This is a genomic window from Methylobacterium soli, assembly GCF_008806385.1.
Taxonomy (GTDB): Bacteria; Pseudomonadota; Alphaproteobacteria; order Rhizobiales; family Beijerinckiaceae; genus Methylobacterium; species Methylobacterium soli.
On sequence record NZ_VZZK01000089.1, the window covers coordinates 1 to 6,678 of the forward strand.

Sequence of the window (6,678 nt, forward strand, 5' to 3'; positions counted from 1 at the left end):
CGCTTCCGGGAAGGAGTGAATCACGCCCAGCTCGGCCACGCCACGGACTTCTTCAACACCCTGCTAGGGCTGTGATGATCATCGCGGCTTGGGTGATCGAGGCCCTTGGTGGTGTTGGTCTCCACCTCGCGAAGCTGGAGCAGGACGAGCGCAACACTCGGCAACAGAAGGTTAACGAGTACTTCAAGGCTGTCGCACAGCTGGAGTGACACCGAAGGAAGGTGTTGCTGGTGGTCTTCACCTCCAGGGTGCCTTCAGGAGGCAGGTAGCATCCCTTCAACGCAGCACCTCATCCCTCCGGGGGATCAAGGTACATTACGCAAGCTCACAACAGACGGAAAAACAAACTGATGCTCTACACCGAAGAGGTGCTCGACAGACGAACGGGCACCCTGAACACGATCAGCATAGGAGATTGGGTCACTTTGACAGAACTTGGCGAGCTGCACGGGGTCGGCTCGCGGGAAGTCCGCAGCATCCTCAGGCAGATAGACATCATCAGCATCGAGGGACGCGGCAAGAACACCCGCCATCGCTTGCAGCCGTGGTTCGTCGAACGTGGCTACGGAAAGCGGGTTACTCCTACGAAACGTCGGAGCCCGTTCGATGTGATTGGCCCGGAGGGGCGGCTCTGGATCAAGAGCCACTGGGTAGAAGCCGTAGCTGCTCTGGAAGCAGAGCGGTCAGTTCCGAAGGTCGTTGAGGCAAGGATCGCCCTGGCCACCTTCCAAGCACGTGAAGGGCGCACCCCGTTGAGCGTCAAGCAGAGCATCTATTGGCTCTGCCATCACTACCCAGATCTGATGCACACCGAGATGGCCAGCATCATCAACGTCTCACAGCAGCTCGTCAGCCGTGAGGTCAAGATACGAGCTGCCTGTCGGAAAGCTTTGGAGCAGCGCAAGGAACAGCCAGTCCCAATCCTCGAGAGGAGAGTCCTGATGAGCGTTCCATACGATGCGCTGTGACGGTGCGTGCGGAGCCTCGGAGTAGCTCAACGGCTCCTGAAGCGCGGCAGTAATGATTGATGAAACCACTGGGAGGGGCCTCGACAGGCTCCTCCTCTTTCATTTCAACTAGAGAGAACCATGACGAACGAAACCACCGTGGACACACCACGCGAGATCACCATTGCCTTCGACGGAGCCTGCCTCGGCAATCACGGCCCAGGTGGCTATGCGGCCATCCTCATCAACACCCGTACAGATCGTGAGAAGATCGTGCGGGGCAGGGAGACAGCAACGACCAACAACAAGATGGAGCTGTCTGCCGCCATCGCGGGGCTCAACGCCCTCAGCCCTGGAGCGGTGGTCAACATGCTCGGAGATAGCCAGTACGTGATCAAGGGCTTCACCGAGTGGCTACCCGGCTGGAAGGCCAAGGGCTGGCGGGGAGCGAACAAGAAGCCAGTTGCAAACGTCGATCTGTGGCAGGCGCTGGAGATGGCCGTAGCGCGCCACCTATCGGTCTCGTGGACGTGGGTACGTCGCCACGCTGGGCACGACCTCAACGAGCGGGTTAATCAGATCGCGAGTGCAGAGGCCGCAATGGCTTGAGTGTGCCTCGACTGCCGACCACAATCCTCAGGGGGCTGACGCCTACGCCACCCATTCTGGCGTGAGGGATAGCCGAGCGCGGAACACGATCCTCCCGCTCTCATCGCTCACGCTTGCGATGCACTCGCTTCGATCTCCGACCCGTCTCCTGTCCCGAGCAACATCAAACAGGGCGTCAATTGCCTCATCACGAGCTGTGATGACGTCAGGAAACTCCTGTCCGTCATCATCGAAGGAGTGCCGAGGTCCATCGTGGAAATCGAAGTAGTAGAGCGGCATCTGGTGCTCCGCTGTACGAACGCGCAAAGAGGCCGTCGCGCCCTTTGCTGGCGCCGAGGGCAACGTTCGATGGACGCAGCGAACATGCCCCAAACACAACTCGCAATAACATGGATCAGCTTCGGACTTTGCGTGCGGCGCCTAACTCTGTATTCGATGATACACAAGAACGACGATGCCCCCGCTCTACTCCACAAAACCTTAGCAGCTCCCTGATGCGGCCGTTTTTCGTTCCACCTAGCGAGACCCGTAATGCCATCAAGCGCCACCGAAGCGACGCATACCGGCTCCTTCGTCCATGCGCCTCGAAAGGGTCAGACACTCAAGCTGCCACACTGCCCGCACAAAGCCCCGCGATCACCCTGCCCATCTCGTCACATTGAGGAAGAGCAGAATGAGCAATGGAGGGCGTATGCCTACGAGCGGGACGGTCGTGGCGTTCACACCTCGGGTGGCGCCTGTCGAGCCGGATGAGAACCTCGCCTCCATCATCGAAGTCCTGCAAGACCAGCTCGCTCTTGCACGTGAGGGGAAGCTCCGCTCTTTGGCTGTCGTGTCGGTGACAGCGGATGGTGGGGCGGTTGGCACGCAGTGGTCCTGCAAGCCGAGTGACGTTACCACTCTGATCGGCAAGCTCACGGTTCTGACGCACGACCTGATGTCCGAGCGTCAGTAGCCGGCATTATGCTCACCGGGTGAGGGTAGGCTCGGAGGCAGCAAGGTCTATCCTCGGATGGGTGAGTGCGAACTTGGAGCTGGTCTGCCCAGAATGGCTAAGAAGCTGAAGGCTGGCGGTTCGGCCCACCATCTGCGGGACAGCACGCACGCTGACGTTCTCGGACTGGCTCGGAGGAACCGTGAAGAAGTCGCTCAGCATGCCGGGACGAGCAAAGCCGTCCTTCGTCAGCACGCGCCACGTGATCCTCTGCGCCGTCTCAACATCTCGCACCTGCCCGATGCGGGTGAGCACGGCTGCGTAGGTCTGACGGAAGCCACCGCGCTCTGCCACGAACGTGCAGTCCGCCACGGGCGTGCGGCCGAAGATGAGGCTGGCTTCGAGCTTGGTGATGCAGGTGAGCGTGCCGGCGGTCTGCTGAGCAGGATGCACGGACAGGCTGCCGTGCGCGTAGGCGGCGCCCGCCGCGAGGACAGCAGCGGAGAAGGCGATAGCGATGGTGCGCATTGAAGGAACCCCCTGGTAATTGGCTCGCCTCGTTCAGAAGCGTTGCGTTAACCATGAGGGGTCTGCGTTGCAGGCGTATTCCGTCGATTGTTGCTTGGCCGTTCGCGTGGGGTGAACATGGATACGGTACCGCCGGGAGCATCAGGTTCGCTCCCGGCACAGCTTGGTAGCCCTACGGCCTCAGGTCAGCTCAGAGTACGACCGAACCCGCGTCCGTCCTTCGACAGCACCGGCCGGCGACAAACCTACACCTGACGTTGAGCCGGTTGGGCCACTCTCAGCAACTGTCGGGGCAGTCCATCCCTCCGAGCGCCAAGTCTGCGCACGCTCATCCACATCGACTGAGCCATGCTCCTCTAGGATGTTCATGACCGTAGCTGCCCGCATCTCGTCAGTCCGGACGGTAATCAACGTGCCGCCCCGCCGCACGCCCTCTGAGTAGGTGTGGGCATCGGCCTCGTTCACGCCCGCTCCAGTGAGGCCGCCGATGAGACCGCCAGTCGCCGCCCCGATGCCGGCACCCGTCAGCGTCGTCACAAGCCAGCCCGCGGCGACCACAGGGCCGACACCTGGGATTGCTAGGAGACCGAGGCCGGTTAGCAGGCCAACTGCGCCGCCAGCTACTGTGCCGAGCGTTGCGCCCGTGCCTGCGCCAGTCTCGGCGCTATCTTTGGTTTCCCGGTGATCGTCGGTTCCTCGACCAATTAGGCCGGCATGGCGGTCACCCTCGTTGTTGCTGACGATGCTGATGTCTGAGTGCGGCACGCCAGCGGCCTCTAGCTTGGTGACGGCGGCGCTCGCATCTTCGTAACGGTCAAATAAAGCCGTGATGGTTTGCTGTGACGTGGCAGTGTCCTCTTCGCTTGTTTGAGCGTACCGAGCTTCGTACTGGCTTATTGCGCCGCGACGTTGCCCTTGAAATCGACGCCCACGTTCACGGACTTGCCGTTCATCATCGCGGCGCCGCGCCAGATGCCCTTGTCGTCCTTCTTGAGCTCTTTCACATCTTTGTAGCCGGCATCTTCCAGGCGCTTGCGTGTTTGCGCCTCAGTGAAGCTGTTGGAGCCCTCTTCGAGCTTTGCGCTCGATGCTGTGCCGGTGGTGCTCGGGTTGTTGGCGTCTGGTCGGTCCGTGTTCGGACGAGTGACCGCCTCCTGACCGCCGGACTTCTCGCTTGTCGTGGCGTCTGGCGCGGGCTTGCCGGTCGGAGTGGTCTGAGAGAGGGCGGGGCTGGCACCCAGAAGGGTCGCGAGAGCCAGGGCAGTGAGTGTCAGGCGCATGGTACGTCTCCCAAATTGCTCGTTGTTAATCCCGAGGCCTGGGAGATCGTTCCAACTTTACGGTGCCGACCCGAAGAACAACTTTGCGTGGCCGCTCGTGTTTCATGGAAAATGGATGACAGCGAGGCAGTATGGATTAAGAGATGCGCGAGAGCGTTATTTCGAAGAGTGACAGCTAATACCATTTTGTGGCGACAGGGACGGAACGCAGGAGGATGTCTACTGACGATAATTTCATTCGGCTTGCTCAGGGCGGCTTCTGAGGCAGCGCGGGTTGGCAAAGGTCTGAGCAGGCGAAGGCGCAGCGAGTGAAGGGAGATCACGTGGGCGAAGCCGCACAACGTGTCCGTTGTGTCGGCTCTCAGGCCCAAGCTGGGCAAATTTGCTGCATGAAACTGAAGTGGACCTCAGCCCACCATCCTGCGTTAGTTCCTGCCCGCCCTCGTCAGCAAGCGAGACAGCCAAATGGCACTCGACATTCGTTCGGAACTCCGCCGGCCGGTCACGCTCACCTTGGCAGCCATCGCCGGACTGTTGCTGGTCGTCACCCTCGTTCAGGCGAGCAATCGTGCGCAGGGACGCCAGAAGCACCAGGAGCAAGTCACGACGCTCCTCCAGATCCAGGGTGGCATTCAGGCTGAGTTGGATCGGCTCAAGGCCTTGGCTGGTACGGCCACTGAGGTACAGGCCCGGATAGTCACCGGGGAGCAGCACATCAAGGAAGCGGAACAGACCGCCGCTCTGACAAAGGCTCAGATGGCCAACTTGGAGGAGCGCAGGAAGGACGCTGAGCAGAAGGCTAGTGAGATCACGCAAGCCACGGCAGCGCAGACTCAGCGGCTGACCGAGTTGCAGACCCAGGGTCAGCAGGCTGAGCAGAATCTCGCCGCGCTCCAGGCGGCTGCCGCACTCGCCGTGGAGACTGCCAAGACACACACGCAGGAGATCGCGGAGGCTGGTCGTAAGCTGGAGGACGCCCGGCAGCAGGAAGCCAAGCTCCGCAATGAAATCGCCACCTTGTCCCAGGAGGCCGGCTCCAAGACCGCTGCGCTCTCGGAGACCGAACAGCATCGGCGGCAGGTGCTCGATGTGATGGATGCCGCGCAGCGCAGGCTGACCGAAACCCGCGGTGAAGCTGAGCGCCTTTCACATCAGCGGACTGAGATCCAGCAGGCCATCACCGGCCTGACGGCTAACCGAGAGAGGCTAACAGGTGAGATCAAGGGAGCTGAGCAGCAGCTTCAGCAAACCCGCGATCAGGTCAGCGAGGCTCGCCAGCAAGAAGCAAAGCTGCGCAACGATCTGCCTGGGCTCATGCGAGACGCTGCAGCCAAAACGGCTGAAGTAAAGCAAGCCGAGGGCGCCCAGAAGCAGGCTCAGGACGCGGCCAGCGCCACGCAGAAGCAGCTCGCGGAGGCCAAGGCAGAGGCCGAGAAGCTCTCTGAGCAGCGGACTGAATTGGGCAGGGCAGTTGCGGACCTGACTGGAGGACGGGAGAAGCTCGTGGCCGATCTCAGGCAGACTGAGCAGCAGCTTCAGCAGGCCCACGACAAGCTGGCCGCCGCGCGGAAGGACTTGGCTGGCTTGCAGTCGGAGCGGGACCGACTCGCGTCCGAGCGGGCTCAAGCGGAAGAGGCAGTGAAGAGGCAGGCGGGAGAGCGTGAGAGGCTAGCCTTCGAGCTTCAAGGCCTCCAGAAGCAGCACGCAGAGGCGCAGGCTCAGCTTGGGGCGCTCACCGAAAATATGGCAGCGCGGAACAAAGAGCTGGCAACGCTGGAGGACCGTGTAAAGTCGACGCGCCAGGAACTCGCGGCTGCTCAGAGCGCACTTGCCGGAAGCCGTCAGCAGCTTTCCGAACAACCAACGCGGGATAACTCTGCAAAGGGGGGAGATGATGGAAGCCCCGCAGAGATCTCCTCGACGCCCGGCCGAACAAATGGCTACAGGCCTTCACTAGATCAGCCACCGAAATGATTCATTGCTCACGTACCTCTTGCCTTCGCAGCCGACTCGACTGACGATGTTCTGCACCCTGTCACATCAGGGCGGCAGTCACCGGCCGCGAGCACTTAACCCCCCCGTGTGAGCGGTCGGTGACCACTCCCTCCGCTTACCAGCCAGGGTTGCAGAACGACCTTGCGCCGTTCCCATGCGTGTGTACAGTGAACCCCACACAGAGCGTAGCCGCTGCTGTTGCTCTCGCATCGAGGGGGCTCGGGTGCCTGAGAGTTGGCTCTGGGAGGCTGGAGGGGAGCTTAGCTCGCCAGCTTCCCGGAGCTTCTCCTATGCTGGTCTGCGGTACCGTGCCAGCCTCCTAGCAGGCTGTTGAAGAAGTCGGCCAGCGGCGGGCGATGAAGGGGACTTCATCGCCGGCGTGGAA

Annotated in this window: 8 protein-coding genes and 1 pseudogene; 5 read left to right on the forward strand and 4 right to left on the reverse strand. The window is 61.5% G+C overall.

The genetic code is table 11. The annotated features are described in order from the left end of the window. The 3 genes and pseudogenes from F6X53_RS32980 to rnhA form a co-directional block, all read left to right on the forward strand. A pseudogene (locus F6X53_RS32980) lies at positions 1-209 on the forward strand (hypothetical protein); the annotation flags it as partial. A gap of 141 nt (positions 210-350) precedes the next feature. Beyond that, on the forward strand, positions 351-968 hold the full coding sequence (locus F6X53_RS31715; RefSeq protein ID WP_151005874.1) for a hypothetical protein: 618 nt from the start codon (positions 351-353) through the stop codon (positions 966-968). 120 nt (positions 969-1,088) lie between these two features. Next, a complete protein-coding gene (gene rnhA / locus F6X53_RS31720) occupies positions 1,089-1,556 on the forward strand; it encodes a ribonuclease HI (protein WP_151005876.1) in 468 nt (155 codons plus the stop codon). Between the two features lie 42 nt (positions 1,557-1,598). Here rnhA and F6X53_RS34200 read toward each other — a convergent pair whose 3' ends face one another. Continuing rightward, a complete protein-coding gene (locus tag F6X53_RS34200) occupies positions 1,599-1,835 on the reverse strand; it encodes a DUF6894 family protein (protein ID WP_373876017.1) in 237 nt (78 codons plus the stop codon). Between the two features lie 394 nt (positions 1,836-2,229). Here F6X53_RS34200 and F6X53_RS31725 point away from each other — a divergent pair, with 394 nt between their 5' ends. Continuing rightward, positions 2,230-2,511, forward strand: a complete 282-nt coding sequence (locus tag F6X53_RS31725) for a hypothetical protein (RefSeq protein ID WP_425324715.1) — start codon at positions 2,230-2,232, stop codon at positions 2,509-2,511. 12 nt (positions 2,512-2,523) lie between these two features. On the opposite strand, the gene F6X53_RS31730 is transcribed toward F6X53_RS31725, so the two are convergent. The 3 genes from F6X53_RS31730 to F6X53_RS31740 all read right to left on the reverse strand — a co-directional run bounded on the left by F6X53_RS31730 (position 2,524) and on the right by F6X53_RS31740 (position 4,298). Continuing rightward, entirely contained in the window at positions 2,524-3,018 is a 495-nt protein-coding gene (locus F6X53_RS31730; protein WP_151005878.1) for a DUF992 domain-containing protein, read from the reverse strand. A 180-nt stretch (positions 3,019-3,198) separates the two neighbouring features. Beyond that, complete coding sequence (locus tag F6X53_RS34205; protein WP_425324716.1) at positions 3,199-3,849, reverse strand: hypothetical protein; 651 nt, start codon at positions 3,847-3,849, stop codon at positions 3,199-3,201. Positions 3,850-3,911: 62 nt separating this feature from the next. After that, complete coding sequence (locus tag F6X53_RS31740; RefSeq protein ID WP_151005880.1) at positions 3,912-4,298, reverse strand: PepSY domain-containing protein; 387 nt, start codon at positions 4,296-4,298, stop codon at positions 3,912-3,914. Between the two features lie 465 nt (positions 4,299-4,763). Between F6X53_RS31740 and F6X53_RS31745 the strand changes: the two genes are divergently transcribed. Continuing rightward, entirely contained in the window at positions 4,764-6,272 is a 1,509-nt protein-coding gene (locus tag F6X53_RS31745; protein ID WP_151005882.1) for a hypothetical protein, read from the forward strand. The last annotated feature ends 406 nt before the right edge of the window (positions 6,273-6,678 follow it).

Bases quoted from the DNA above. Each gene is read 5' to 3' on its own strand.
- F6X53_RS31715 (WP_151005874.1), top strand. From the start codon at position 351: ATGCTCTACACCGAAGAGGTGCTCGACAGACGAACGGGCACCCTGAAC.
- rnhA (WP_151005876.1), top strand. From the start codon at position 1,089: ATGACGAACGAAACCACCGTGGACACACCACGCGAGATCACCATTGCC.
- F6X53_RS34200 (WP_373876017.1), bottom strand. From the start codon at position 1,835: ATGCCGCTCTACTACTTCGATTTCCACGATGGACCTCGGCACTCCTTC.
- F6X53_RS31725 (WP_425324715.1), top strand. From the start codon at position 2,230: ATGAGCAATGGAGGGCGTATGCCTACGAGCGGGACGGTCGTGGCGTTC.
- F6X53_RS31730 (WP_151005878.1), bottom strand. From the start codon at position 3,018: ATGCGCACCATCGCTATCGCCTTCTCCGCTGCTGTCCTCGCGGCGGGC.
- F6X53_RS31740 (WP_151005880.1), bottom strand. From the start codon at position 4,298: ATGCGCCTGACACTCACTGCCCTGGCTCTCGCGACCCTTCTGGGTGCC.
- F6X53_RS31745 (WP_151005882.1), top strand. From the start codon at position 4,764: ATGGCACTCGACATTCGTTCGGAACTCCGCCGGCCGGTCACGCTCACC.